The organism is Nocardia sp. NPDC058058, from assembly GCF_042885355.1.
Lineage (GTDB): Bacteria > Actinomycetota > Actinomycetes > Mycobacteriales > Mycobacteriaceae > Nocardia.
Genome location: NZ_JBHVSA010000003.1, coordinates 892,612 through 917,301 on the forward strand (window position 1 = coordinate 892,612; position 24,690 = coordinate 917,301).

At 63.9% G+C, this 24,690-nt stretch carries 23 protein-coding genes; 9 read left to right on the top strand and 14 right to left on the bottom strand.

Annotation, left to right across the window (positions count from 1 at the left end; translation table 11 throughout):
* Nucleotides 1-7: 7 nt before the first annotated feature.
* The 5 genes from ACFVUS_RS27730 to ACFVUS_RS27750 all read right to left on the bottom strand — a co-directional run bounded on the left by ACFVUS_RS27730 (nt 8) and on the right by ACFVUS_RS27750 (nt 6,189).
* Nucleotides 8-796 (bottom strand): alpha/beta hydrolase, encoded by a 789-nt coding sequence (locus ACFVUS_RS27730; protein WP_387772533.1) that lies wholly within the window; start codon nt 794-796, stop codon nt 8-10.
* 90 nt (nt 797-886) lie between these two features.
* Nucleotides 887-3,658, bottom strand: a complete 2,772-nt coding sequence (locus ACFVUS_RS27735) for a LuxR C-terminal-related transcriptional regulator (RefSeq protein ID WP_387772536.1) — start codon at nt 3,656-3,658, stop codon at nt 887-889.
* Nucleotides 3,659-3,831: 173 nt separating this feature from the next.
* Nucleotides 3,832-4,773 (bottom strand): helix-turn-helix domain-containing protein, encoded by a 942-nt coding sequence (locus ACFVUS_RS27740; protein WP_387772539.1) that lies wholly within the window; start codon nt 4,771-4,773, stop codon nt 3,832-3,834.
* A gap of 72 nt (nt 4,774-4,845) precedes the next feature.
* Nucleotides 4,846-5,235, bottom strand: coding sequence for a cupin domain-containing protein (locus tag ACFVUS_RS27745; protein WP_387772542.1), 390 nt, complete (start codon nt 5,233-5,235; stop codon nt 4,846-4,848).
* 177 nt (nt 5,236-5,412) lie between these two features.
* The gene (locus ACFVUS_RS27750; RefSeq protein ID WP_387772545.1) at nt 5,413-6,189 is read right to left on the bottom strand and encodes an SDR family NAD(P)-dependent oxidoreductase; all 777 of its coding nucleotides are present in this window, start codon (nt 6,187-6,189) and stop codon (nt 5,413-5,415) included.
* A 312-nt stretch (nt 6,190-6,501) separates the two neighbouring features.
* Between ACFVUS_RS27750 and ACFVUS_RS27755 the strand changes: the two genes are divergently transcribed.
* Nucleotides 6,502-7,548: an alpha/beta hydrolase gene (locus ACFVUS_RS27755; protein WP_387772548.1), complete on the top strand. Its 1,047-nt coding sequence runs from the start codon at nt 6,502-6,504 to the stop codon at nt 7,546-7,548.
* A 161-nt stretch (nt 7,549-7,709) separates the two neighbouring features.
* Here the strand turns inward: ACFVUS_RS27755 and ACFVUS_RS27760 are convergent, their stop codons facing one another.
* A complete protein-coding gene (locus ACFVUS_RS27760) occupies nt 7,710-8,315 on the bottom strand; it encodes a TetR family transcriptional regulator (protein ID WP_387772551.1) in 606 nt (201 codons plus the stop codon).
* A gap of 122 nt (nt 8,316-8,437) precedes the next feature.
* On the opposite strand from ACFVUS_RS27760, the gene ACFVUS_RS27765 reads away from it, so the two are divergent.
* From ACFVUS_RS27765 to ACFVUS_RS27790, 6 genes are all read left to right on the top strand, one after another.
* Nucleotides 8,438-8,929 (top strand): nuclear transport factor 2 family protein, encoded by a 492-nt coding sequence (locus tag ACFVUS_RS27765; protein WP_387772554.1) that lies wholly within the window; start codon nt 8,438-8,440, stop codon nt 8,927-8,929.
* 150 nt (nt 8,930-9,079) lie between these two features.
* The gene (locus ACFVUS_RS27770; protein ID WP_387772557.1) at nt 9,080-9,688 is read left to right on the top strand and encodes a TetR/AcrR family transcriptional regulator; all 609 of its coding nucleotides are present in this window, start codon (nt 9,080-9,082) and stop codon (nt 9,686-9,688) included.
* Between the two features lie 56 nt (nt 9,689-9,744).
* Nucleotides 9,745-10,575 carry a class I SAM-dependent methyltransferase gene (locus ACFVUS_RS27775; RefSeq protein WP_387772560.1) on the top strand — a complete coding sequence of 277 codons (831 nt, stop codon included), beginning with the start codon at nt 9,745-9,747 and terminating at the stop codon, nt 10,573-10,575.
* 137 nt (nt 10,576-10,712) lie between these two features.
* Entirely contained in the window at nt 10,713-11,063 is a 351-nt protein-coding gene (locus ACFVUS_RS27780) for an Lsr2 family protein (protein WP_387772563.1), read from the top strand.
* A gap of 70 nt (nt 11,064-11,133) precedes the next feature.
* Complete coding sequence (gene aroQ / locus ACFVUS_RS27785) at nt 11,134-11,703, top strand: gamma subclass chorismate mutase AroQ (protein WP_387772566.1); 570 nt, start codon at nt 11,134-11,136, stop codon at nt 11,701-11,703.
* Nucleotides 11,704-12,325: 622 nt separating this feature from the next.
* Complete coding sequence (locus ACFVUS_RS27790) at nt 12,326-13,255, top strand: Ig-like domain-containing protein (protein WP_387772569.1); 930 nt, start codon at nt 12,326-12,328, stop codon at nt 13,253-13,255.
* 98 nt (nt 13,256-13,353) lie between these two features.
* Here the strand turns inward: ACFVUS_RS27790 and ACFVUS_RS27795 are convergent, their stop codons facing one another.
* On the bottom strand, nt 13,354-13,773 hold the full coding sequence (locus ACFVUS_RS27795) for a hypothetical protein (RefSeq protein WP_387772572.1): 420 nt from the start codon (nt 13,771-13,773) through the stop codon (nt 13,354-13,356).
* Nucleotides 13,774-13,920: 147 nt separating this feature from the next.
* Here ACFVUS_RS27795 and ACFVUS_RS27800 point away from each other — a divergent pair, with 147 nt between their 5' ends.
* On the top strand, nt 13,921-14,313 hold the full coding sequence (locus ACFVUS_RS27800) for a hypothetical protein (protein ID WP_387772575.1): 393 nt from the start codon (nt 13,921-13,923) through the stop codon (nt 14,311-14,313).
* Nucleotides 14,314-14,362: 49 nt separating this feature from the next.
* On the opposite strand, the gene ACFVUS_RS27805 is transcribed toward ACFVUS_RS27800, so the two are convergent.
* Nucleotides 14,363-14,569, bottom strand: coding sequence for a hypothetical protein (locus ACFVUS_RS27805; protein ID WP_387772578.1), 207 nt, complete (start codon nt 14,567-14,569; stop codon nt 14,363-14,365).
* A 240-nt stretch (nt 14,570-14,809) separates the two neighbouring features.
* Between ACFVUS_RS27805 and ACFVUS_RS27810 the strand changes: the two genes are divergently transcribed.
* Complete coding sequence (locus ACFVUS_RS27810; RefSeq protein ID WP_387772581.1) at nt 14,810-15,010, top strand: hypothetical protein; 201 nt, start codon at nt 14,810-14,812, stop codon at nt 15,008-15,010.
* A 1,345-nt stretch (nt 15,011-16,355) separates the two neighbouring features.
* On the opposite strand, the gene ACFVUS_RS27815 is transcribed toward ACFVUS_RS27810, so the two are convergent.
* The 6 genes from ACFVUS_RS27815 to ACFVUS_RS27840 all read right to left on the bottom strand — a co-directional run bounded on the left by ACFVUS_RS27815 (nt 16,356) and on the right by ACFVUS_RS27840 (nt 24,498).
* Nucleotides 16,356-19,412, bottom strand: coding sequence for a CHAT domain-containing protein (locus tag ACFVUS_RS27815; protein ID WP_387772584.1), 3,057 nt, complete (start codon nt 19,410-19,412; stop codon nt 16,356-16,358).
* A complete protein-coding gene (locus ACFVUS_RS27820; RefSeq protein WP_387772587.1) occupies nt 19,409-20,446 on the bottom strand; it encodes a hypothetical protein in 1,038 nt (345 codons plus the stop codon). Before ACFVUS_RS27820 ends, ACFVUS_RS27815 begins: the two co-directional genes overlap by 4 nt.
* On the bottom strand, nt 20,443-21,183 hold the full coding sequence (locus tag ACFVUS_RS27825; RefSeq protein WP_387772590.1) for a hypothetical protein: 741 nt from the start codon (nt 21,181-21,183) through the stop codon (nt 20,443-20,445). The genes ACFVUS_RS27820 and ACFVUS_RS27825 overlap by 4 nt, the downstream gene beginning before the upstream one ends.
* Before the next feature lie 916 nt (nt 21,184-22,099).
* Nucleotides 22,100-22,654 carry an NUDIX domain-containing protein gene (locus ACFVUS_RS27830; RefSeq protein ID WP_387772593.1) on the bottom strand — a complete coding sequence of 185 codons (555 nt, stop codon included), beginning with the start codon at nt 22,652-22,654 and terminating at the stop codon, nt 22,100-22,102.
* 64 nt (nt 22,655-22,718) lie between these two features.
* Nucleotides 22,719-23,219, bottom strand: coding sequence for a GNAT family N-acetyltransferase (locus tag ACFVUS_RS27835; RefSeq protein WP_387772596.1), 501 nt, complete (start codon nt 23,217-23,219; stop codon nt 22,719-22,721).
* A 292-nt stretch (nt 23,220-23,511) separates the two neighbouring features.
* Nucleotides 23,512-24,498: a hypothetical protein gene (locus tag ACFVUS_RS27840; RefSeq protein ID WP_387772599.1), complete on the bottom strand. Its 987-nt coding sequence runs from the start codon at nt 24,496-24,498 to the stop codon at nt 23,512-23,514.
* Nucleotides 24,499-24,690: the final 192 nt, after the last annotated feature.

Consider the following 24,690-nt stretch of genomic DNA (forward strand, 5'->3'; position numbering starts at 1 on the left):
GCGGTGCTCAGAGCTCCTGGCTCTTCAACCAGGACAGGCAGGCGTCGGCGATTTCGCGCCAGCCGTGATCGACAACCAGCGAATGCCCGCGGTCCGGGAATTCGAGGAAGTCGGTGACCGCCTCGGAGTGCCGGTACTGCTTCAGGGTCGCCCTGGTGACGGCCTCGGGAACGGTGTGGTCCTTGCCACCGGTGATCAGCAGCAGCGGGCCGCGCGCCGCGTTGGCGGTGTCGACCTTCGCCGCGGAATGCGGATTGAAATTCGCCGCTGCCGCTTCGAACAGCGGTTTGCCCGGGGCCGGAACGGTCCAGCGCGCGAACAGCTCATCGGATTCCTCGCCCGGGATGGCGTTTCCGAACGCATAGCGGAACTCTTCTGAGGTGAGCGATACCGCCCGGTTCCGGTTGGCGGGGTTCTTGAACACCGGCGTGGTCGAGCGCAGCGCCGAAAGAGGCAGCGGCAGCACACCTTTGATCTGAGCGGCGTCGATGGCGATCGCGGCGCGGGCGCGGTCCTGCCCGAGCAGCTTCTGCGCGATCATGCCGCCGAAGGAATGCCCGATCAGGATCGGCGGCTCGCTGAGCTCGGCGATTATCGCGGCGTAGTGGTCGACCACGTCGTCGATGCCGTGACCCGCGACGCCCTCGGGGGTGGCCCGCGCGGTCTCGACGGTGTCGAGTTCACCGGGCCAGCCGGGCGCGGTGACCTGGTAGCCGTGTTCGCCGAACAGCCCGAGCCAGGGCTGCCAGGATGTCGAGTGCAGCCAGAGTCCGTGGATGAAAAGCACCGGAGTCATGATGTGTCCCTACGATTTCGGTGGAATTGACCCGTTCATGAGACCTCGCACGCACCACCCGGCGAATCGGAGAAACCCCCCAGTGCTTTTCTAGTCCCCCGAGCCGAGGGGCGAGCGAAGCTGCCTGCGGGAGGTCACCGACAGCTTCCGGAAGACCTTCGTGAGGTGGTATTCGACGGTGGACGCGCTGATGTAGAGGCGCGCCGCGATCTCGGTATTGGTAGCCCCTTCCGCGGCCAATGCGGCGATCTGGGATTCCTGCGGTGTGAGCTGCGGGTCTGGCGTCAGCGTTCTGCGGCGCACACGTTCACCGGTGGCGGCAAGTTCGGCGCGGGCACGCTCGGCGAAGAGCGGCGCGCGTGCGGTGGAGAACATGTCATAGGCGAGGCGCAGCTGGACGCGGGCCTCCAGTCGCTGTTTGCGTCTGCGCAGCCATTCGCCGTACAGCAGATGGGTGCGGGCGAGATCGACGGCGATCGTGGTCTGCCCGAGGAGATCGATCGCTTCCTGATACAGCTCCGCCGCGATGTCATCGTCCGCGAGCAATGCCCGAGCCCGAGCCAAAGACCCTAGCGCCCAAGGGGTTCCGCTCGCGTGCGCCTGTGTGTCGAGTCTGTCCAGGGCCAGCGTCGCGAGCGCGGTCTCCTGGGTGCGGACTCCCGCTTCGACCATATCCGCGAGCACCAGATTGCTGTGTCCGGGTACATCGTCGTCGTAGAGAACCCGCGCCCGCTCCAGCGCCGCGTGATAGTTCCCCAGACTCAACTCGAGCACGATCATGCCGCGCGCGGCGACCGCCGCTTGCATTGCTCGCGAAGGGAAGTCGGCTCCCTCCACACTCGACGCCAGTGTGCGTGCCTCGACTTCCGCACCGCTCCACACCAGCAGTTCGAGCCGCTGCATGTAGTTCTCCTCCGGCAGTCCGATCACCGTGAGCAGCTCTTGGGATTCGGTGAGATAGCTCGCTGCCTCGTCACGCCGACCCGCTCGCAGCGCGTCGGTTGCCTGGCATTCCAGCACAACTCGCAGTCCGACGAGAGCGCCGTTGTCCCGGTCGAAGTTCCGCAGCCGGGCGAACAGGGTCTGTCTGGCGGCGTCGTCCCATAGCTCGTCGCTCGCGAAATGGGCGAATACCGCCGAAGGCATGCCCTGTTCGCCGAGTTCGCCATCGCGCAATGCCGCCAGTGCGGCGCGCCAGCGGGGGACCGCGGCGGAATATCCCGCGCTGATTCGGATGGCCAGGGCCACGATGCACAGGTCGTGCGCCGACGCCGCGGCTCGCCCTTCGAACGCATCAAGAGTCGCGCGGGCGACGTCGGCCAGCGTGGTGCCCACGGTGTCTTCCCTGGACAACATTGCCGCGCTCAACGCCTGGGAGAGCATGAGCCAGGCCAGATCACCGTCCCCGGGATCCAATTCCGCTGCGGCCGACAGCAGTAGCGCGGGCTGGTCTTCGAATCGGCAGAAGTAGGTCTCGATGGCCGCTTCGAGCCAGCGTGCCCGGCCGCGCATCGCGGGCACGCGGCTGGCCGGGTGTGACTCGCGCAGCAGGCGCTGAGCCGATTGCGGATCACCGCACATCAGATAAACCTGGGCCGCGGCCAATCTGCGCTCATCGCGCCGCGCGACGGTGGGGGTCAACTCGGCCGCGCGCGCCAGCAACACCGCCTCGGCCGCATAGCCGCCACGGGTTCGGGCGCGCTGCGCAGAATTCTCGAGATCACGGGCGACCGCCTCGTCGGCCCCCGCCGTGGCCGCGGCCAGATGCCAGGCCCGCAGGTCGGGGTCATGGTCCGGATCGCAGGCCGCGGAGATCGCCTGATGCGCGCGCCGCAAACCACCCGGATGCGCCGCTCCATGCACGGCCGTTCGGATCAGCGGGTGGGAGAACGCGAAACCGTTGCCGCGCAACAGCACTCCGGCCTCGACCGCGGGGTCGGCGTCGTCCTCGGACAATCCGAGCAGCGCCGCCGCCCGCCACAGCAGTGCCTCGTCCCGAATCGGGCTGATCGAGGCGAGCAGCAGCAGATCCCGGGTGCGTTTGGGGAGGGTCTGAATACGCTCGAGGAAACAGGTCGCCAGGCGCGAACCGATGGGTAGCGGTTCGGGCAATGCCGCTGTGCCGCTCAACTGTTCGGTGGTAAGCGAGGACACCAGGGTCATCAACGCGAGCGGGTTGCCATCGGTTTGTTCGGTCAGCCTCCGGGCGACATCCTCGTTGAGGGAGCGGGTCGCGGTGCGGCTCAGCAGTTCTCGTGCGTGCGAGTCGGAGAGCCCGGCCACCGCGTGCATCGGGAGCCCTTCGAAAAGCGCACTGTCCGAAGCTAGTTCGCGCACCGCGAACAGCATTCCGACGCCTTCGGCGTGCAGGCGGCGTGCCACGAACGTCAAAGCCTCACGTGACTCGCGATCAAGCCACTGCGCATCGTCGATCAGGCAGATCAGCGGACCGTCGCCCGCCAGCTCCGCGAACAGACTCAGCGTCGCCAGACCCACCAGAAAACGATCCGGCGCGGGTCCGGCGACGAGTCCGAAAGCCGCACCCAGAGCGGCTTTCTGCGGCTCCGGCAGGCGTTCGCGACGGTCGAGGAACGGCCGCACCAGGCGGTGCAGCGCTCCGAAACCCAGGGGTGATTCGGACTCAACGCCGGAGGTCCGCAGCACCAGCAGGTCCCGTGCGGTATCGGCGATATGGTCGAGCAGCCGGGTCTTGCCGATTCCGGGCGATCCCGCCAGCACCAGCGTTTCGCTCAGTCCTGCCCGGATCTTGTCCGTGAAGCCTTCCAGTACAAGGCATTCCGCTGCTCGTCCGACCAGCGGCGCGCGGGTCGGTGTGGGCGCGTGGTCCACGATGTCGGTCATCAGCGCTGCCTCAGCTCGAGAGTCGATCTATCCGAGTCCGGTTCGGCGGTGGTTCCGCGTCCGAATGTCACGCTAAGGCGACACTGTGCCGAGGTGAATCATCGACACGCGAAATGTGCACGTACAGAACAGTGCTGTGCCGAATCAGGCAAGTCCGTCAAGGGCCCTGCCGGTCAGTGGCTCTGTTGCCAGTCCCGGGGAGATATGCCATAGGCGTCCCGGAAGCGCCGGGAGAAATGCGCCGGGTTGGTGAAGCCCCATCGGCGCGCGACCACCGCGATCGGTACGGTACGACCCTGACGAGCGAGATCGGCCCGCGCACCCTCGAGGCGAGCGCCGATGATCCACTGGCTCAAGGGGATTCCCCGCGCGGACCAGACATTGTACAAGTGCCGGACCGAGATATTGTGCGCCCGCGCGATCTGCTCCGGGTTCAGCCCCGGGTCTCCGAGGTGCTGTTCCACATAGGCCGCAATCCGCGGATAGAGCGTGTCGTGCAGGTCCCCGCGCTGTCGCGGGTCGGCCGCGGCGGTGGTGATCAATGCGCGAACCAATTGAGTGGTCGCCGACTTCACCATGATTCGGGCCGGACCGGGCTCGATATCGCCCTCCTCGCCGAGCGCGGCGATATGCGCGGACACCAACCCGTACAGCGGACTCGACTTGAGTCTGGTGGCCGCACTGCGCACGGTCTCGATGGGCAGTGCGAGCTGGTCGTAGTCGAAGATCAGCACCTTGGACCCGCCGATACCGCTGGAGGAGTAGTCCGACACGCTGGTGCCGTCGGTGAGCGACAACTCGCCGACCTCGATGACCTGATCCGCGCCGCAGTGCGAGAAGGTCCCGGATCCGGTCAATTGCACCCCGAGCCCGACGCGTTCGGGCGCAGCCACGCGCAATTGCTTATCGCCGCGCAGCACGCTCAGTCCGGTGCCGACCACCTGTGTGGCGTGCACGCCCTCGCCCAGATCCCACACGGTGAACCGGTGCCACAGTTGACCGGCTACCGAACCGAGCCGATTGATCGACGGAATCTCGTTGTCGGCCAACAGATCCTGGGCGGCTTCGATCCGCTCACCAACCGGTAGTAGGCCGGTATCCAACACCACAACCACGCCACGCCTCCCACTGCCCTATCCAAGTGGAACGGCTCACGAGCAGTTTACCGAGTTGCCGCCGGTTCACGCTCAGTCATCGCGCGCGGGGGAGTGATGAATCGGGTCCACCCAATGCACCGTGCTCGGCCGCTCGACCGGTTCGATATCGAGATTGACCACGACCGCCTCGCTATCGCTGCGCACCAGCACGCATTCCAGCGGTTCATCGGAGCTGGCGTTGATCTCCTGGTGCGGGACATACGGCGGAACGAAAATGAAATCGCCGGGCCCGGCTTCGGCGACGAATTCGAGCTGCTCGCCCCAGCGCATCCGGGCCCGCCCGCGCACGATATAGATGACACTTTCCAGCTCACCGTGGTGATGCGCCCCGGTCTTGGCATCCGGGTGAATCGTGACCGTGCCCGCCCAGAGTTTCTGCGCCCCGACACGCGCGGCATCGATCGCCGCCGCCCGATTCATCCCCGGAGTCTGAGGCGTATTCGTATCAAGCTGATCCGATGTCACGACCCGCACCCCATTATCCCGCCAGCGCCCCTCATCGGACGAATTCGGCTGCGGTGCATCCACTGTCACGTCTATGCCTCCCTGATCGACCGGTATCGAAGCCTATTCGGCGGTGCGTTGTACCCGAGCCTGTCAGAACGTCTGACCGGGCAGTGGCAGGATGCCGAGATTGGCGTCGAGCCCGCCATCGACCACCAGGGTGGTGCCGGTGATGTAGGAGGCGGCGGGGGAGGACAGGAACCAGATCGCCTCGGCCTGCTCGCGTGGTTCGGCGAAGCGCCCGAGCGGGATGCGGCGTTCGATCGCGGGCAACAGGTCCGGATTCTCATGTACATTCGCGGTGATGCCGGTGCGGGTGAGTCCGGGTGCGAGGGCATTGACCCGAATCCCCTGTGCCGCATAGTCGATCGCGAAGGCGCGGACCAGATTGATCAGCGCCCCCGTGGAGGCGTTGTAGGCCCAGTTCCCCGGATCGCCGCGCAGCCCGGCAACCGATGCGGTGAAGACCGCAGATCCCCGCGTCTGGCGCAGAGCAGGAATCGCCGCCCGCAGACCGAGTATCGGCCCGCGCAGGTTGACTCCGAAGATGTAGTCGGCTCGATCGATGGCTCCGGGTGACTCCAGTGGCGGGGTGCCGCCGGTTCCGGCATTGAGCACGACGGTATCGATACGGCCGAACCGTTCGAGCGCTGTCGCGACGGCCGCGTAGTTCACCTCTTCGCCCGAGACGTCGCCGGACAGGGTCACGATGTGGTCGCCCAAATCCTTCAGACCGTGTGACGAAATATCCACGGCAACAACATGTTCCCCGCGCTCGGCGAACAATTGGGCGGTGGCGCGGCCGATGCCGGACGCGGCTCCGGTGATGATCGCGACGCGGCGGTCAGCGGTGGGGGACGGCTCGGTCATGAGAGCCTTTCGGAAGTGCGGAATCGGCGCGGGAGGTGACGACTTCAGCACGCACTCTTTGCCGCCGTCAATGATTTCGATGCGGGCGATTTCGAATCGCCTCCTGCGCCGGGAATTCCGGGACAATGCCGGTCACGACTCTTTGGGAGACCCTCCGGTCGGCGGTGCGTCAGCTTGGGAATGATCACAGACTTTCGTCGCCGTGCTGGTCAGGGGGTCGTCGCGTGACGTTCACTCGAAATCCTGGTACCGCTCGGCGTCTTGGTGCGGCGTGGGCGCAGGGTTCTCAGCGGTAGGAATCGAGGGTCAGTCATGGTCGCGTCCGGCATTCTCATCGATACGCGGTATGCCATCGAATCACGCTGGCGCACAATCGGATACCGCACGGCGGCGGCCTGCTTGGCATTGCTGCTGTGTGCGCTGACCGCGGCGATCGGCCGTGCCGAGCCCGCAAGTGCGCCCGATGGATCTCGGCTCGATCGCATCGAACCTGTGCGTGAGCGTGTCACGGACATGTTCGTGTACTCGGCCGCCATGAACACCGTCATTCGCAGCCGTGTGCTGCGGGCAGCGGACCCGAATGCTCCGGCACCCACCCTGTACCTGCTCAATGGCGCGAACGGCGGTACCGAAGGCAGTTGGTACGACGAGACCGATGTGGCGGAGTTCTTCCGCGACAAACAGGTCAACGTGGTGATCCCCATCGGCGGCGGCGGAAGTTACTTCACCGATTGGGCTTTCGACGATCCGATGCTCGGCCGCCCCCGCTGGACGACCTTCCTCACCGCGGAGCTACCCCCGATCATGGACCTGGCGCTGCACGGCAGCGGCGCCAACGCCATCGCGGGCATCTCGATGGCCGGAACCTCGGTCTTCCAACTCGCCCTGGCCGCACCCGGCCGCTTCCGAGCCATCGGCTCATACAGCGGATGCGTCCGCACCAGCGACCCGATGGGCCAGGCCTTCGTCACCGCGGTGGTCGCCCGCCAACGCGGCAACGCCCTCAACATGTGGGGTCCCCCCGACGACACCAGATGGGCCGCCAACGACGCCTACCTGCACGCGGATCGGTTGCGCGGCACCGCGATCTACGTCTCCAGCGGCAGCGGCATCCCCGGCCAACTCGACACCCCCGAAGGCACCCACGGCGACGTCCTCCACCTCACCTGGCAACTACTGTTCGGCGCACCCCTCGAGGCGATCATGAACATGTGCACCCGAGAACTACGAGACCGATTCTCCCAACTCGGAATTCCCGCCACCTTCGACATGCGCACCACCGGCACACACTCCTGGGGCTACTGGCAGGAAGACGTACACCGCTCCTGGCCGGTCTTCGAAAAGGCGCTCACCGCTTGATATTTCGAGGGAGGCAAAGACCGGCACCTTGGTGCCCGTTGCGCAGGCCGCCAGGTCGAGCCGTCAACTGAGGCTTGGTAACGAGTGATTCCGCGCCGAACAGGATTGCGCCACTCGGCACCGTGGACCGGATGGGGCATCAGGCCGGAGCGCCCGGCCGTTCACTGATATGAGACCCGTTGCGCGGTAAGCAGTCCGACGAGCATGGTGACGATGTCCTCAGTGGTGCCCGGATTGCCGCTGTGCTGTTCGATGCGCCGCTCCTGATCCGCGAGCAGCGCGAACATCGCGCTGCGCATCCATTCGATGCGGCGGACGGCGTCGGGGCCGTCCAGGCGGGTGGCGAGCCGGGTGCTGATGATGCGGACCGCGGTGCGGTCGGGGGCGTCTAGCCGGGCGGCGTCGGTGATGGCCGGGTGGGTCCGCACGATTTCCAGAAAGCGGGCGTAGTGGGTGCTGCGGCCGGTGCGCGCGAGGTCGGCGATGGGGCGTACCAGCATGTCCACCAGCGCGTACACGTCGTGGCCGGTGCCGTCCGCTTCGTGTTGGGCGAGTCGTTCGAAGCGTTCGGTTTCCATTTCGGCGATCCGGCGTTCGACCGCGGCGTCGATCAGGTTCGCGCGGGATCCGAAGTAGTAGTTCACGGCGGAGTTGTTGCGCTGGCCCGCCTCGGCGGCGATATCGCGCAGCGGTACCTCGATTCCACGCAGTGCGATCAGGAGTTCCGTTGCGTCCAGGAGCGCGTTGCGGGGGTCGATGCCGGTCATGCTCGGATCATACCCGAATTAAACACAACTCTTTAAATTGCTAAGCGAATGTGCTTAAACTCGAGGTGAGGCGCGGTCACCGCGTCCTCGAACCAGTTCACCAAGATGATGGGAGCCCGACGATGGGCCGATTCGCTCGCGCGGAAGTGCAACAGGCGCTGGACAACTACAACGCCGTGGTCGACAAATGTTCCGATACCGGCGATTGGAGCCCGTTCGCGGATCTGTTCACCGAGGACGTGCACTATGTCGAACACGCTTACGGAGTCTTCGACAACCGTGAAGACGTGCGCAAATGGATCGTCGACGTCATGGCGCCCTTCCCGCAGATGCGTTTCGAGTACGACTGGGTGGCCTTCGATGACGACAACGACGCCGTCGTCATCGGCATCCAGAATGTGCTGTACCACCCGACCGAGCCGGGCGTGAAGTTCGGATTCCCCAACGTGACCCGGCTCGTCTACGCCGGCAACGGCCTGTTCTCCTCCGAAGAGGACACCTACAACCCGGCCCGTGACGCCCCGAGCGTCGTCGGCGCTTGGGTCCAGGCGGGCGGAACCATGCTGTGCGCGCCGAAGGTCGCGATGAAACACGTTGTCATGAACGGCAATTGAGCGGGGGTCCCCGCCGCGTCGTCAACGCGGCGGGGAGGCACGCCGCAAGGTCTCGGCGGCTTCAGCGGTGACAGGCGTCCGCGATAATTCGATTGTCGGCGCGGACCGGGGTAAACGGGACTGCTGCTGACGCTTGATAGATTCGATGATGTGACGTCGTCGACCACTCAGCCGTACCACCACGGCGATCTACCCTCGGCGTTGCTGCGTGCCGCGATCGAGTTGCTCGAGGAGAACGGCGCGGCCGAGCTGTCTTTGCGTGCCGTCGCGCGACGTGCCGGTGTGTCGACCGCCGCGCCCTATCGCCATTTCGCGGACCGGGATGCGCTGCTGTCGGCTGTTGCCGCCGTCGGATATCGCGATTTGGCAGCCCGGTTGGCCGCAGCGCATCCCGCCCCGGTCACGCCGGAGGATCTGGCCACCATCGCCATCGCGTACGTGCGGTTCGCCTTGGATCGTCCCGGGTTGTTCCGGGTGATGTTCGCCGATCCGTGCGATCCGACCAGCCCGGAACGGGTGGCGGCCACCGAGGCGATCCACGAGTACGTCAAAAATGTTGTGCGACAAGCGTTTCCGGCAGCCGAACCGGAGTCGATGGCCGTCGCGGTCTGGGCGCTGGTGCATGGGCTGGCTTTCCTGCATCTGGATGGCAAGCTCGGGTCCGCCTCGGCTACCGAGGTCGCCGACCGCGTTCGCGCTGCGGTCTATTCGGTGCTTGGCGCATCCAGTCCGCTCACGAATTCTGCTCAGCCGCAATGACATACGTTCGACTGGGCCTGTGCTGATACCAATCAGGTGATTCAGGGGGAGCGACGATGGCAGCAGTTGCCAGCAGTTCGAGCGGCGGTCTGTTCGCCGACGCGGCGTGGCATTACGCACGCTATCGGCCGGGGTATCCGCAGGTGTTCCTCGACGAGGTGATCAGGCGCGCGGGTTTGGACGGCACCGGCCGTCTGCTCGACTTGGGCTGTGGCACAGGTCAATTGACTCTCGCGATCGCCGCACATGTCGCCACGGCCGTCGGTCTGGACCCAGAGCCCGAGATGCTTGCCGAAGCCGCATCGCAGGCACAAGCGCAAAAGACCTCGAATGTGATTTGGGAACAAGGTGATTCAGCCGACCTACCCGGGCAGTTCGGTCGCTTCAGGCTGGTCACCATGGGCCGCTCGTTCCATTGGATGGATCGCGCCCAGGTCCTGACCACCCTCGATGACATGGTCGAGGACAGTGGCGTCGTGGTTATCGCCAACGACAACTGCCTGGTCCGGCCGAGTACCACCTGGCAGCGCACCATCGAGGATGTGCAACGCAGCTTCCTGCCCCCGGGCCGAGACCAACGCCCCATTCCGGTCGACGTTCTGCATGTTCGCCATGAACAGATTCTGGCCAATTCGCCATTCTCGCAGGTGCATCGGCAGGTCTTCGAATTCGCGCGACCCTGGACCATCGAACAGGCCATCGGCTACCTGTATTCGACATCGCTGCCATTGCGCCGACTACTCGGCGACAAGCGGACCGCGTTCGAGGACGCGGTCACCGCTGCCTTGCGCGATCTGGACCCCACCGGACACTTCATCGAACCCGTCAGTTTGGAAGTCCTATTCGCCACGCGCGCAGATGGTAAGCGGCACCGACCAGCGGGCTAGAGCCTAAACCGTGACTCGTCGCACATCGCCGGTTGCGTGGTGTGCCCGATTGCGGATCCGCCCGCACCAGCCACCGATGCGCTTGCTCTAGGATTTCCTTCTATTGCATCGGGTTCGACACGAAGGGCTGGTTCTTCATGGCACGCAAGGTGATCGTCGAAATGGTGGACGATTTCGACGGCGACTCCATAGCGGAGGAGACGGTGTTGTTCGCCGTCGACGGCGTGGGGTTCGAGATCGACCTGTCGACGGCCAACGCGGCCAAGTTGCGCGAGGTCTTCGATCAGTGGGCTCCCTACGCGCGCAAGGTCGGTCGCAGCCGCAGCACGAAGGGAACCACCTCGGCTGCCCCGAAGGCCCGTCCGGCCATCGATCGTGAGCAGACCCGGGCGATCCGAGAGTGGGCTCGCCAGAACGGTTTCGAGGTTTCCACGCGTGGCCGGGTCTCGGCTGAGATCCTCGACGCGTACAACAAGGTCGACAAGTAATCACACGACGCCCGCTTCCCGTCCACAATGTGATCCTGCGAGGAGAATAATGCGGTTCAGGAGTGCGGTGATGGCGATTTTCTTTCTCGGGATCCCGGCGGTGTTCGCTCCGATCGGTGCCGCCGCACCCCCCGAATCCGGTTCGCTGGACGCCCTCGTGACGGCCATCGCCGATCGCATCGATCTGGCCGATACCGTCGCGGCGGCGAAATGGGAGACCGCGCAGCGCACGCATCAGGATCCGGTTATCGATGACCCGGATCGGGAAGCGGTGGTGTACAGCGGAATGGCCGCGCTCGGTGCGAAGTCCGGATTGTCCGAGCGCTGGGTCGATCAGGTGTTCGCCGGGCAGATCGATGCCAGCAAGATCGTGCAGCGCGGGCTCATTCTGCGATGGAATCTCGATCGGGCTTCCGCCCCAACGGCTGTGGTGGATTTGACCACGGTTCGCCCCGAGATCGACAAGACCAACGTGGTGATCATCGATCAGATGGCCGATAGCCGGTCCGCGTTGATCGGATCGGGGTGCGGGGCGCTGGTAACCCGCAGTGTCATGGCGATGCTGGCTGCTCGACCAATGGATCCACTGCATCAGGCGGCTCTTTTGCGCGCCACGGTGCCGCTGTGCTCGGTTGGCTGAATCCCCGCTGTCCCGCAAGAGGTTTCGATCGTCGAGCCTGACCGCGAGTGCCACGCGCGGTGGGTGCCGCCGATCGAGGGGTGGTGGCGGTCATGGTCGTGAGGCGTCCGGCGACCATGACCAGAATGCCGGGGATCTGCGCGGTGGTGGTGTGGCCGCGGAACCCGGCGATGGTCGCTCCGTCGGCGCGGGTCACCAGGCAACGGCACCAGCGATATTCGGAATCGTCGCTGGGGCCGAGGTCGCGGGTCACGCGGGTGGCGAGTTCGTTCAGTGCCGCGGCGATCTGTGCGGGGCTGCCGGTATTGCTCACCTGCCACCACGCCGTCCCGGTTGATCCCGCGCGTGGGATCTCGACGTCGCACCTCAGTTCTGCGCCCACTGCCACGGAATCGGCCATAGTGGCACAGAATGTCAGAGGTCGAATCCGGGATTCGGACGAAACGCCAGCAACCTCGCAATTCGGAATCCTGCTGTGGCTGGCACGTGTTCAACACGTGATCCCTCGCCATCCCAATCTGAATCACGATCATTTCGGAATCGCCTTCGGAGTGCCTCCGACCATGATCTAATCTCGCCAACTCGGGTGCATCGATGCGCCCGGCGTGCGTGGGAGTACATGATGGTGGATAAGAGAATGAAGCAGGTGGGCGGGTCGCTGGCGGCCTTCGCGGTGGCAGCCGGATTCGCGGTCGCACTGATGCCCGGTACGGCCTCGGCCGCGCCCGGAACGATCACCTGGAGTGACGGGAACAGCAAGTTCACCCGCACGGTGTCCAATACCAACCCGGTTCCGGGCGACATCGTGACCGTCACAACCAAATTCGAACGCACCGGGATTCCGGTGGAGTACATCTACAACATCAAGGACCTGCACCCCGCCTGCCTGACCCCCGTCGCGGGCTCGGCCAAGATGGGCGGCGATCAGGTCTCCCTGGACACCTCGTCCTCGGACTGGGTGAAGGCCGAATTCGGGATCACCAAGTACCCGGTGTACCCGAACATCAACCCCAAGTCGCAGACCTTCGAGGTGCAGTACACCGTCGGAGCCAACTGCGCGCGTGCCACTCCGCTGTCGACGTCGATGAACTACGGCGGGTCGCTGGGCAGTGGCACCTACGCCGATAAGGGACCGAGCATCACCGTCGCCGCCGACGCGGTGTCGACCACCTCGATCACCGATGTCAGTGGCGCGAAGACCGGCAAGCCGGTGACGCTGGAGGCGAGCGTGTCCCCGGCCGCGGCGGGCGGCACCATCCAGTTCAAGGTCAACGACACCGTCGTCGCCGATGCCCCCGTCGGCGCGGACGGCAAGGCCGCAACCGTGTGGACCCCGAATGCGGCGGGCTCGTACACCATTGGCGCGACCTTCTCCGGCCGCACCAATGTCGCGGGTTCGACCACCACCAAGGTGATCACCGTCATCGATGAGCCGACCATCCCGACCACGACACCGGCTCCGACGACGACACCCCCGACCACGACCACGGTCCCCCCGACCACGACCACGGTCCCGCCGACCACCCCCAAGCCGAGCACCGGCTCGTTCTGATTCGGTTCTCCCCCTGCGGAATCGGCTCGCTCGTCTCGGCGATCACCGACAGAGTGGTCGCCGAGAGGTGAGCCGATCGGCATCGCGGCCGAGCGCCGTCACACCGTCAACTTGCTCAGCTCTTGCGACAGCGCGGCGGTGACGGTGATCAGCGCTTGCGCCGCGATCGCACTGTCCTTCAGCGACACCTGGCCGTAGGCACGATCGAGTGCGGGAGCGATGCCCGCCCGCACATCAGCCACGAGAGTGCGGCCCGCCGCGGTCGGCTTGGCTCCGTCCAGCAGGTCGCGCTCGTTCAAACGTGTTATGGCCGTGTCGATTTCAGTGTGGGTGCGCTTGGTGGCGGTGACGACATGGGTGCGCAGTGTGGCCGTGTCGCCGGGGTCGATGGCAATGGACTGGTTGAGGGTGATCCACTGGCTCTCATCGAGACCGGTGTTCGCCAGCGCGACAGCGAGGATCGCGGTATGCACCTTCTCGGCTTGACCGATGATCGAGGGGTTCAACGTAACTGTCATGCGATCGACGCTAGAGAACGCGATCAAGATCGACATCGGGCAAATGCCCTAGAGGGCGCCCCAATTCGAGAAAATGGTTTCGAGGCGATCGTGTGGGGCAAATCTCATATGTACCCCTCCCTCGAGTGGTTCACCGAAAGAGACGCTATGCCAGCCTATTCCGCGGCGCGCCGCGAGCAACATCCCCGCAGGGAGCCGGACCTGTCCCGCGCCCGGCTCGCCGAATTCGTCGATGAGCTGGCCCATGCCGGAATCCGTCCCGCGGAGCATTCACTACCCAGGACCTCCGAACAAGCCCAATCGGTCACCTTGATCGGCTGGAGCCTCGAGGGCTGCCGGGGGCGTGCGCGCGGTTGCGGACCCGACTGCGTGACGGTGGTAACCACCAACGGACATCTCGCCCTCGTGGCCGAGCAGCCCGCGCGCTCGCACTGGCGGCATCCCCGCCCCCGCTACCTCGTATTGCCGGAATATCCGATCCTGCAAACAATGCTGGCGCGAGCCCGTGCCATCCTGCTTCCGCGCCCGATGACGGCCTGACTCTCAGCCGATCTACTCGCCTGCGGGGCGAGGTTCGGCGCGAGTCGGCTCAGATCGAATCGTTCGGCAGCGCCATCATTTTCACCGCGAGCACAACCGCGCCGCACAGTCCGAGAGCGCCGGTCGCGGCGGTGGAGATCGACCCGGTGAGGGCGGTCAAACCGAGGAAGAAGATCGCGCAGGTAAGCATGGTGAGGGTGACCGAGGTCAGATCTGTCCTCGTAGTCGCTGGTCGATTACGCGGGGTGATGATCATGTCTACGGAGTAGCCCACCGCGCCGGATACCAAACCGTGATCTTGGAATCGAGTGAGTTTCGACGACTTTTATCGGCGCGTCGGAACCGCGTGTCGAGAGCCTGCATGACGCGCGAGAGCGACGACCATGCCTATATGACCGACTCCGACTTATCGAAGAGGTCCGCAGTCCCCAGGGCCGATGGCCCCCAACACAAAGCGCCCACCCCATCACAGGTATGTCAGGCCGCGGCCTGGGGCGTGATCGGCAGAGAAGTCGACCTGTATTCCGAACGCGACCTACAACAGGTGCTGTTCGACGAGCTAGGCCTCCCGCCCACCCCAGACCAGGCCACCGACACCCCGTCGCTGCGAGCGCTGGGCCGAACCCGCCCGCACCCTTTCCTGACCCATCTGCTCGCCTACCGCGAAGCCTGCGGTGCGGCCGGAGACCTCGGCTAGCTGTGGCGATCGGCCTAGCCGATGTTTGTCACGGATCTGGCCCTGAGACATCGGGGTCGACCATCGTTGGCCCGAATCGGCTATCGGACTGTCTGATTCGTGGCTCACAACGCGATGATTGAGCTGCCGTTCGGTCTCTGCTTCCCCGCGGTGAGGCGAGCACGTCGCTGCTGCTCGTGCTCGAGTGGCTCCAACTCGTCACTGAGCCAGTCGGTGACGAGGGCCGATGAGGGGTTCGGCTGGGAGTGAGTAGGGCCGAACAACAGTATTTCGTTGTCAGCGAGTGCGTGTCGTCGGGCAATGTCTCCGACGCGGCGAACTAACTTGTAGTCGGTCAGCGAATGAAGGGGGTTCGTGGAGCCAAGACCTACGATATCGCTGATGCGAAGGCGCTGGTCGGGTTCGGGGATCGCAGTGACGCCGCTTTCGCGACATATACCGCACAATCCATCATCGGCGTGGCGACCGGGGCGCCGAGCTGGTCGAGGACGGCGCGTTCGATACCGCAGTTCACGCAGCCGAATCCGCGAGTGTTGTCGAACCTCGGTGTGTGGTCGTGCGCCGGGTAGCGGCCATCAGTGACCGTAATCGATTGGTGGACATCGGGATCGAGCCCATAGGTGTGTGGGTCGTAGGCGCGGCGGCCTCGATGAGTGCGCGGTGTTGGGGAAACTGCTGGGCAGCCCCACCCGCCGCGCTCGGCGACCGGGCAGCTGTACGGTAGAGCGTGGTCGCGACGCGATGGCGTACGTCGAGGTTCTTCCTCGGTTGCCAAGCGCCCGGACCAGTGCTTCCTTGGCTTGCGCGAGGAGTGCGGTGTGGACCAGCTCGGGCGATACAACAGATAACCCTGAGCCTGCTGCGTCACCCTGGAGCGACACGCTTGCCGGGCTTCACGCGTTCGCTCACCGCACCGGAGTTCATCAGAACAGCTTGTAGTCGGGAGCACCGTTAGAGGTGGACCGTAGCTCGTCAATCCTGTACTCGGAGCAGGCTATTTGCATAGGCGTACCGGTAAGGAGTCACCGAGTAGCTGTGGTGAGCCGAGGAACTTGAGTTGCGCGCTAATCACCAACGCCTGCGTTGCGCAAACCACGGAGCATCCGACCAGGATGAGTGCGCGCAGGCAGGTATGAATACCCAAATGCGTACCGGTCGTGTGCTTTTCAACGAGAAGGCCAGTGTCGCCCCGGCTATGACTAACGTGTTCGCGCTGAGAACCGCTCCGGCGCGGGTGGACACCGCCGCTCGTTGCGTGTCCCCTTGCACGAGGTGCCAGTGGACGGTTTCGAGGCTCGAGCCATGGTGATTTCCGTTGTGGCTCAGTGCGTTGAGTCGTGCCCACTCAGGACTGACTTGCTCGCCCTAGTCCGACATACGTGTAGGCGAGGAAGGCGAGCGGCAAGGCGCCTCCTACATGGCGCCATCGATCGAGTTCGTCCAGCTGAACCGCGCGAAGAATGGTTGCAGGGTCGCCTCCTTTGCGTAGCGCGGCGATGAGCGCGAGATCGATGCGGCGAGTGGTTTCGGAATCAGGCAGTTTGTAGAGGGTGCAGATCACGTGTTCGGCACCTGAATGCACTACTGCCGCACCGATTCCCAGCCACTCGGGCGCATGTATGGTGTCTGTGCGGTGCAGATCGGCTGGTATGTCAGGGTTCGTGCCGAGGCTGCCGCACGCGGCGAGGACGACGCGCGGTGGCATCCGATATTGCGGATTTCCCTGGGGTGTGACGGCGTAGAAGTCCCGGAGGGTGAGTCGGCCGTCGCTGAAGTTGTACCCCGTGGTTGCCGGCTCCGCGCTATGACCGCCACTGACGTGTCCGGTCAGCAGCAGTGTTCCGAAGCGGGCTGCGGTGCGGTTCAATTCGTTCGAGAACGCACCCTTGGTGACGGGTCCGCGAATTATGGTGCTGTGGGCTGGGATGGTGCTCTCCGCGTAGGGGAGGTTCTCGCCGCCGGGGTCTTGTCCCGGTGGACAGTGTGGAACCAGAACACCGAGTACGTTGTCCAGGACGACTGAGTCGGTGTTCTGGTTGGCGACGCGGCGGTGGGCCAGCAGTGCGACCGATGGGAGGTGCACAACCACGCTGGTCTCGATGAGCGGGCGCTCGAGGCCGATATGCAACGCGGTGACCGGAATGGCACTCAGGGCGCCGGTTGGCGCAACAACAAGTGTGTGGGGGCCTTGGCCGGTGGTGAGATGGTCGCTCAGGATGCTGGGTATCAGTTCGTCCCCGAGTGCAGCGAATAGTCTCGAGAACACCTTGCCGGCAACGGAGCCTTCGGCCTGTGCGTGTGCGAATTCCGTTGTCAGAGCGGTGTTCTTGAGCCGGTGCTCGGGATACCGTTGGCCTGGAAAGTGGACTGGAAGGTGCCAGAACACATCCTGCAGCGGTTGTATAAGTGCCTGGTAGGGGCTGCTGGTGGTATGCCAGTGCCCGTTGGGATTTCGGATTGCATGGAAGATCGTGTCACCCACGCGGCAGTAGCTCCAATACCAGGCGCTGGGATACATGGCAGTGAGTTCTGCGTCGAGGTCGATTGCGGTTTCACGGTCCCCACCCACCCAAGACGCGTCCTGGACGAGGATCGTGCGGTCAGTCAGTACCGGGTCGGTGACCGAACCGGCCGACGCATGAGCGAGTCCGAACGATTCGGGTAAACCAGTGGCCGAAACCAACGCGTCGAAGATCGCGCGGACGAGAGCTCCCTCCTGATTGGTTTCGAGTGGGACCGCTTGTGCACGTACCACTTCCAGCAATTCGGCGACCAATGTCGGATCGTGCTCAGCGGCCAGAGTGACTGCTAGGGCGTAGGTTTCGGCATGGGTGGCCGTCCACTGATTGCGCCAGTGCGTCGCAGGCAGTTCGTATCGCACCTGCTGCACGGCATTGAGACAGGCGAGGGCGTCAGCGAGAGCTTGAGAGTTGAGCTGCTGGGCTACATGGATACGAGCTAGGATCGCGAATGACTGCGCTTGGGTCAGTGGGTCGTACGTGCGGTTGAGGTAGCCGAGCACGGTGTCGCACAGTGAGGCGGCGTATTCGTAAATATCACCCTTATGGGTGATTTCAGCTTCGTCGTAGTGTTCAGGACGTTCGGCCAAATCTACAAGCAGCGCTGCCAGCAGCAAGTTCTGGTGTGCATACTCGCTGACCGAGGCCGCAGCGTCGACTTTGGCGCCTGTGTCCTCATGCCACTGGTCCAAGTAGGCCAAAACCGCACTCCTGTTTCCCGCGGCGTGCATCATGCGCAGGATCAGGAACTCGGTGTGGTCCAGAAGCGGGATGTTCGCGAGAGTGATGGCAGCGGCTCGAAGTTCGGTGATGAGCCGCAGACCCAGCTCGCAATTGGGCAATTGCTCGAGGTCGGCGGTCAGCGCCTCGGCGCGGCGCAGATCGGCTTCGATTCGCCAGTAACGGGTACTGCGGCGCCGACCCAGCAACTCGGCTGCAAGGTCCCAGCGTTGCAGGGCCAGATCGGATCTGCCCGAAGCCAGCAAGAGATCTCCGAACTGCAGCGCACACCACCCGCGGATCGATGTGCTACTGGCTTCAGCCAGAACGCTTGCCTGTTGCGCTAATTGCAGGGCCTGTTGATATTGCAGGTTGGCTGCGGCGGCATTGGCTCGGCACTGCAGCAGCACGGGGGTCAGGTGTGGGGGAGCAGAGAGCAAGGCCGCGTCGACGAAGAAGGTAGTGCGGGCGCGATCGTCGTGAGTTGCTTTGTCGACCGCGAGCAGGACACTCGACAGTGTCGGGTTCCACATCGCCCGAACGATCGCGGCCGTGCCGAGAAACGCCGCGGGACTGTTGAACACCATGGGGGACATCAGGCTCCGCATCCACGAAGCGAACATCAAGCGGCAAGCCCGGTAGATCATGAATGCGGGAACCTGCACCCATAGCAGCACCGGGTGAGTAAGGGCGGCCCACACCAGCGCGGCGAGATAGATGGGAAATGCTGTGCGCCCGCGCCATCCTTGCAGCACCCACGCGGCGAAGCCGAAGACTATCGAGGCTGTGATCGAGCCTCCCATCAGAAGAGTTGATGCCGCCGCCAGTGCGGAGACAAGCACTCGCACACTCCAAAGCGGAACCATGATCCTGTAGGTGATGTGGGCGTAGTCGCAGTGGAACAATCCGATCCGGTTACGGGTGGAACCATGGGCGCGCACCATCCGAACCGATGCGGGCAGCAGGAACATCCCTCCCAGCAACGTTCCTGCGTCGAGCTGCTCGGACCCGATATCGCCCGCCAAAAAGACCGGTGCGGGCAATACATGAGTGTTGACATATTTGTCGTCGCTGTGTCGGTAACGTCGGGAAAGCCACTCCGGTATCTGGTCGCTGGAGCGATGTCGTGAATCCCATTGCGAGGTATCGAGCGTCGGTGTCATCCCAGCTTCAGTTTCCGCTGCAGCTGTTCGGCTGCGGCTTTGTTGGCGGCTCTTTGATTGACTCGCCGATCCGCACGCAGGCTGCGCGCCGACAAGTCCGGATCGGCGACCGCACTACGTGCCTGTAGCACCCCAATACGTTCTTCGGCGATGTCGAGGACCCGATAGCTGAGCACCACCCCGATCGGCCAGAACGCAAATCCGAGCATGATCGCGCAAACGAGCACACCAAGATCGATCGACATCCGTGTCTTCACGCCGAGTCGGTCCCGGCGAAGTATGCACACCAGCCACAGCAGGGCCCACCACCTGTCGGTGACCGCAACGTAGATCGCGGAGGTCACCAGCGCAGCAAGGGCCAGCAATTCCAGCATGGTCACCAGCAGAGACAGTCGGACCAGATGGCGCTGGATACGTGAACTCATATGCCCGCGTCCGGCTATCTGGGATCTCGATGTCATGGAGTTGTAGGTTCGAAAGTGGCTGTCCTCCTCGGGAATAGCCTCGAATGCGTGGGTTTCGGGTCGATTCGATCGGCGCGGAGACAGGATCGGTGGCCGGTGTCCGACATGGCGATCACGACTGCTGATCGAGCTCCGAACTGTCAGCGCGGTGCGTACGAGGTCGTTGGTGGTGGCACCGGTGAGAACATGGCCAACGGTGTTGTCGAACTCCAACGCCGCCAGCAGCAGGTGTGCGGTATCAGCGCTGTGGTCTCCGGTTCGTGCGCTCCAATATTTCATTCGCTCGAGCACCGCCGCCGCGTCTGCGGAAAACTCCACAGCCCTTGAGGCGGAGTCGATTTCGCGCTGAACCGCCGAGGCCCAGATGTACGTTTGCTGCTCGAGGTTGCGGTCTGCTCCCAGCCAGTGCAGGACCAACCTGCATCGGCAGGAAGGGTCGTTGCCGAATATGGCCGCTGCCAGCAAGTCATCGACTCCGACACATCGATGGGAGTCGGCGGCGAACTGCTGCGCGAGCAGGATCACCTCGCCCAAATAGGGCGTGTACAGGAGTATTTCGGGGGTGCTCACGAGGTGGCCATGGGCCGGTGAGGTTCGATGTCCTCCCATTCCACGGGTACCAGCCCTATTTCGTCATCACCGCGGAACTGTATGGACACATCACGGCCCAGCCGCTTCTTCATCTGTACTGCGCGGAACAGCGGCGTAAGTCCGTCCGGAGCCACGACATTCGCGGCAAGGCCGGATCGGCGAGTGATGCTCAGCTGTCCTGATGCCTGGGCGATCGGAATGGGGGATCCGAGCAAGTCCGCCCGCACATCGAGAGCGACCTGCGCATCCCGTTCGTTGGACACGAAGATCACTGTCGGTCCCGTGTGCAGAACGGTATTTACCACGAGGTGATCCAACGACCACCGCTTGAGCTGATGAAGCCGCCGCAACTCTGCTTCGAGGAGATGGAGATTCGCGAGTTTCTCCTCGCGAGATTGTGCGGCTTGGAAGAATGTCGCACCTTTTCGGCCGAAAGAGATCGTCAGCGCAGCCGTCGAAGTATCTCCCAGCGCCGCAGAGCCTTCGGTGGAAACCTGGACGGCTTTCGCCGAGGAATAGTCCAGATGTGTCACATGGCCCGCCGGCTCGGTGAAGAACGGGATCCCCAGGGCGGCAAGCGTGGTGATCTTCTCGAAGCGATCATCGACGAAGACTCCCACGTCGCCGAGAGCCACCCGTGACGATGGTAGCCAAATCGCGAAATATCCATACCTGTCATGCATTTCGCGGGCGTATTGCTCGTAGACGGCGTCCATCAGACGGTCTCCTAGATGGATCAAGAATCGGCGGTACATGTCGGTGCGCAATCGCCAGAAGCCATGGTCGCCCTCTGTGGAGCCTGGTGTGCGGACGCGGATTTCAATGTTCGCGGGTCGGGGCGTTCCTCAAACCGACTTTCAGTGCCAACCGACAGACTCGGAGTGCCACTCGCGCTGCGAGCCGTGCAGGTGCGTGTCCAGCAGAACAGTGGGCTCTGAGGTACTAGTGGGTACGCGCGCTAGGCCATGCCTCCGAAGGACGGAGCTGTTCGGGACAGTGATATGGATCCGTTTGCGGCGCAATACGGCCGGTTCGAGGCTGCCCGTGGTGGCCAGCGGGACCGATCGGCCATGGGGTGCCTGGCTGTGGAGTCGAAAAGCTCCAGTTGTCATAGGGATTGAAAGTCTGTTTCTGCTGACTATGCTCTTACGGCGACGGGCTGTTGGGGGAACGTGGTCTGGCAGATGGGGGTCTGTGATGCGAATGAATGCCTCGCGCGATGCGGTAGCTTCCACAGCGGAAGCTGATCACTGGATGAGCTACGCCCGTGGAGCGGCGCTGGCGTATCTGGCGGGGCGGGTGCCACCACCGTTGACCGTCCAAGGCCTGGTGCTGGACTCCGATGAGGTTGCCCTCGTATCGGCAAGCGCGTTCTACGCTCGCTGGCTCGCAGGTGACGGCCGCTATATTCAACGTTCAACGTTCGCGTTCGGCGGTCCGCTGTTCGTGGCGAGTTCACTGGCTGCTACGGCAATCGGGAACAGTCGGCGAGCGCGCGCGGCGCAGAATGCCGCCGCACCACGTTGGCGCCAGTTTCAAGGATGCCCAATTCTTTTGACCAACAAAAGAATTCGTTGCTGTACCACCCATGCGGGATGGATGTCCTTTGACTACGGCGCGGTGGCAGAAATTCTATCCCGACCTCGATCGATGGGCTGTGGTATTCGGTTTCGGCGACCGCTGCGCGCCGATGTTGCTGGAAGGCCCTGCAGCGCCGGCGATCATACTTTGGAGCGCCATCGGAATCCTGGGCTCGCGCTGGAGCAACGACAGCCGCCTGGCAGCGATTCTGCCGACGCCAGGGCCACTCCAAAGGTAAGCGTCACTATGACCAATTGTTGGCGATGAGCGCGAGCCCTGCCACGGTGCTCGACATGGTGCCCATGGGTGGGCCTCGATTGGGAACCACGCAATCGCCGAACACAATTCGGGTTCCTTGATCGCGGGGTCTCCGGTCCATGTTGTTGCCACGTAGGTGTAGACAGCGCGAGCGCCGCCGTCGTGCGTTGAATCAAGCTGCACGACGACGGCGAGATCCGCATCGGTCAGTTGGGGGTCGACTCCGACCTCCTCGCGGGTCTCGCGGTTTGCCGCGGTGATGAAATCTTCGCCCGCCTCGATGCATCCGCCATTGGCGGCGGGCTTGGACTTGCATCCGCCTGATCTCGGCCCAATCCTCGATAGCAATCACCCCGCAAGCGTCAACCCCGCCATGGGGGTTAAGGTTCGGAATTCGCCAGGGGGTCGGTCTTCAGGGGTTGCCGACAACACTTCTCGGCAGAGGTAGCTCGTAGACGGCTCGGCTTTTCCCCGGCCCTTTGTAATCGGTGATGACGGAGACGCCCTCGACGGTGTGATCGCCAGCAATGTTGAGGAAACCCAGCGAGGTCCACGCGGTGTGCGCGGCGTGATTCGCCGGTTCGGATGTGAGGTAGATGCGCTGGCAAGACCACTTTTCGGCCTGGGCCTGCACGCTTTTGAGCAAAGCGCCTGCGATCCCTTGCCGCCGGTACCCGGGATGGATCATGACGTCCTGCACGTAGACGTCCGCGGGGCTGTCTTGGCTTCGAAAAGCGATCACTGCACCAGCGATAGTGCCGTCCCCGTCGATCGCTACCGGGCACGTGGTCGAAAACAGCGTGGCGTACAGCCAGTAGTCGGATCGGGTGCGTGCACTGATGTATGGCCGTCCGAGTTCCATGAGCTGGATAACCTCGTCGATATGGTCCGGCCGAAGTCTGGTAACGATCATGTGCGCTCCTGGTCGTATGTGTGCGCCTGACGGTGAGTTAAGCGTTGAGTGGAGGATCAGGTTCTCGACTGCCGCCGATTGCTCAATTGCACGGGTTCCGGCGTCCTCGCAGGTGAAATCCCCCCGAGTGCGGTTGACTCGCTGATCTGTGAGGACTTGGTCCTCGCTGGAAGGATGTCCACCCCGCCGAAGCTGTATCCGGAGGAGTTTGCCGCGATGTCGTCGAGGTCGGCTGGGCACGACCAGCCAATACCTGCGTTCTGCTGACCGCGTCCACACGCCCGTTGAGTCGTCAGCGTAGGCGGTCCATCCACGAGTCACCGAGGTGGATACCGATGAGATCGCCGCCGTGGTACTCAGTCGAGCTTCCGACCTGCTCAGCGAAATTCGGCTGCAACGATATCTCGGAAGCTGCAGTATTTTGACGGATGAGATCGGCGATGGTGTGTCCGGCGTCGCTGAGAGCCCGCTCGGACCAGGGCTCTCGTTCGTCACGGTCCTCGTTTCTGACAGCATGAAAGATCGGAGAGGGGAGACTGACTGTGAGATCTACCGCCCTGACCTCGAACCAGACACGTTCGCCGTCGTCTTCCACGGATCGGGTGGCGATTGCGGCACGCACGACTGGCACGTAGTGGGCCGCGAGGACGGCGAAGGCGGGGTGCATGGTCACCTGCCTCCTGCGAGGAGGGTCGACGAGGAGTGCATGCCACACCCGATCGGCGTCGAACCATGCCACCGATGCGATCTCGGCTGTCGTGGCGGCGCCATTAAGCGACGGCAGCTTGCTTGCTTGATTCTTCGCGTAAGCGACTAGCGCGTCAGTGTAGCCATGGGTACGTCCCTTCGCCTCCAACACAATCGCATGTCGCAACCGCGGGTCGTACCCGAGGAAGTCTGGACGGCTCTTGCGCACGCTCTGGCCGATGGTGCGCAAGTATGTGTCGATGTGAACAAGGGATGGCACACCCAGGAGTAGGTCGCTGCTCAGTTGCGCTTGGGCCATACCGAGGAAGTAGCTGACGGCGGACTTCTCGCTTGCGTCCAATCTTACGTAGGCATCGGTCTTCAACCAGCGATTTCCACTCTGCTCCAGGCTGGCGTCCATGAGCGCTGAGCGCCAGGAGAGTTCAGCCAGTGGGCGGCTGCCGGTCGATGCAGAGATCGCGGACACGCCAACGGTGACCGCCGCCCATTGCAGCATCGGCATCGAGGCATACATGCGGCCATAATGTGGGAGTTGTGAGAAGCCTTGCGCTTCAAAGGGAATGAGGGGCACCCCAGAGAGTCTGGCGTAGTGGGCGCTGCTACGACTGCCCATGGTTCGACGTGCTCGTTGCCCAATTTCGCCACTTATCTCCCGGGTCCCGCGCGGTTCGGGACAGCCGAACGCATCGAACTGCCGAATATCGTGCACCTGAAACGTGCGCGGCATGTGAACCGTAGACAAGGTCGAGCTATACCGCCTGGG

Coding starts and splice junctions, on each gene's coding strand:
- ACFVUS_RS27745 (WP_387772542.1), bottom strand. CDS start 5,235: ATGAATCGGGCGGCGGCGATCGATGCCGCGCGTGTCGGGGCGCAGAAA.
- ACFVUS_RS27815 (WP_387772584.1), bottom strand. CDS start 19,412: ATGACACCGACGCTCGATACCTCGCAATGGGATTCACGACATCGCTCC.
- aroQ (WP_387772566.1), top strand. CDS start 11,134: ATGGCGATTTTCTTTCTCGGGATCCCGGCGGTGTTCGCTCCGATCGGT.
- ACFVUS_RS27790 (WP_387772569.1), top strand. CDS start 12,326: ATGGTGGATAAGAGAATGAAGCAGGTGGGCGGGTCGCTGGCGGCCTTC.
- ACFVUS_RS27765 (WP_387772554.1), top strand. CDS start 8,438: ATGGGCCGATTCGCTCGCGCGGAAGTGCAACAGGCGCTGGACAACTAC.
- ACFVUS_RS27800 (WP_387772575.1), top strand. CDS start 13,921: ATGCCAGCCTATTCCGCGGCGCGCCGCGAGCAACATCCCCGCAGGGAG.
- ACFVUS_RS27835 (WP_387772596.1), bottom strand. CDS start 23,219: ATGATCGTTACCAGACTTCGGCCGGACCATATCGACGAGGTTATCCAG.
- ACFVUS_RS27755 (WP_387772548.1), top strand. CDS start 6,502: ATGGTCGCGTCCGGCATTCTCATCGATACGCGGTATGCCATCGAATCA.
- ACFVUS_RS27780 (WP_387772563.1), top strand. CDS start 10,713: ATGGCACGCAAGGTGATCGTCGAAATGGTGGACGATTTCGACGGCGAC.
- ACFVUS_RS27775 (WP_387772560.1), top strand. CDS start 9,745: ATGGCAGCAGTTGCCAGCAGTTCGAGCGGCGGTCTGTTCGCCGACGCG.
- ACFVUS_RS27730 (WP_387772533.1), bottom strand. CDS start 796: ATGACTCCGGTGCTTTTCATCCACGGACTCTGGCTGCACTCGACATCC.
- ACFVUS_RS27760 (WP_387772551.1), bottom strand. CDS start 8,315: ATGACCGGCATCGACCCCCGCAACGCGCTCCTGGACGCAACGGAACTC.
- ACFVUS_RS27735 (WP_387772536.1), bottom strand. CDS start 3,658: ATGACCGACATCGTGGACCACGCGCCCACACCGACCCGCGCGCCGCTG.
- ACFVUS_RS27750 (WP_387772545.1), bottom strand. CDS start 6,189: ATGACCGAGCCGTCCCCCACCGCTGACCGCCGCGTCGCGATCATCACC.
- ACFVUS_RS27805 (WP_387772578.1), bottom strand. CDS start 14,569: ATGATCATCACCCCGCGTAATCGACCAGCGACTACGAGGACAGATCTG.
- ACFVUS_RS27795 (WP_387772572.1), bottom strand. CDS start 13,773: ATGACAGTTACGTTGAACCCCTCGATCATCGGTCAAGCCGAGAAGGTG.
- ACFVUS_RS27825 (WP_387772590.1), bottom strand. CDS start 21,183: ATGGACGCCGTCTACGAGCAATACGCCCGCGAAATGCATGACAGGTAT.